At 57.3% G+C, this 1,041-nt stretch carries 2 protein-coding genes; both read right to left on the bottom strand.

What is annotated here, in order from left to right; all coding sequences use genetic code 11:
• Nucleotides 1-187: 187 nt before the first annotated feature.
• Complete coding sequence (locus VN622_10430) at nucleotides 188-340, bottom strand: hypothetical protein (GenBank protein HWR36273.1); 153 nt, start codon at nucleotides 338-340, stop codon at nucleotides 188-190.
• Nucleotides 341-362: 22 nt separating this feature from the next.
• A partial coding sequence (locus tag VN622_10425) for a hypothetical protein (protein ID HWR36272.1) occupies nucleotides 363-1,041 on the bottom strand: 679 nt, incomplete at its 5' end.

The following is a 1,041-nucleotide window of genomic DNA, read 5'->3' as shown; positions in this document are numbered from 1 at the left end:
TAGCACGCAGTTCCGGGCCGAGTTCTTCAACATCGCCAATCACGCGAATTTCGGCAATCCGGGAACGGACATCACCGTTCCGAGTACCGTTGGCAGAATCAGCAGCACCTCGACCGACCCGCGCACGATCCAGTTCGGGTTGCGGCTGCTGTTCTGACCGGCGCAGTGGTAGCTTGGCGGGCTGACATCAGCCCGCCATTGCGTACAAAGCGACAAAGTAGAGAACTGCCACGACGACAACCGCGAGGCTAAGAATCAGCGGCGCGTTTTCGGAAGTAACGAATATTGCACGCATGCCCATGCTGCTATGCGTGAGACGGCTTTGCTTGGATACTGCCATAACCACCTCTCCATTGTGCTCGTTAGTTCAACCGGGCGGCATCTTGCATTCGCTGCGCACTACTCCCGCGGGTGAACGCAACGGCATGCACATTCCTATCGGCTTCCAAGGCAGGCAGCGCGCCGCGAGGCGGGTTCTCTGTTTCCGTGAACTCTCCCAGCGAAATCGGTACTGCCACCTTTAGCATGACTGTGAAGACCAGAAATCCTACCGCGAACACACCCGCCGCCACCCGCAATTCCGTCAAGGTCGGGTAGTACTCGTAGATCTCGCCCAATGCGTCGGGCGTAAGGCCCGGGATGATTAGACCCATCCCTTTCTCGATATACACGCCGGCATATGTCGCCAGGCAACCGATGTTCAGAATGACCCAATGGCGACGCGCCGCCGGTACGATGAACAAGGCGAACGCAATCACGTTCAGCCCCACTGCGGACCAGGCATAGGGCACCAGAGTCCGGTGCTCCCCTAAACCCGAATACCAATATCTGGTGAACAACAGGTGCTCCGTATCCGAATAGAACTCCTTGAACGCTTCCGCGCCATGGAGGAACAAGTTCAGGAACATCGCATACGCCATCAGCTCCGCGATTTTCCAGATAGCCTGGTCCTGAATCTCGAAGCGCGTGAAGCGGCGCAAGACCTGTAGAACTATCAAAAGGATTGCGGGACCGGAGCAGAATGCGGACGCCAGAAATTGC

This window comes from Clostridia bacterium, from assembly GCA_035561135.1.
Lineage (GTDB): Bacteria > Acidobacteriota > Terriglobia > Terriglobales > Acidobacteriaceae > DATMYA01.
Note: the sequence above shows the minus strand (reverse complement) of the source record. Positions and strands in the feature narration are given on the sequence as shown.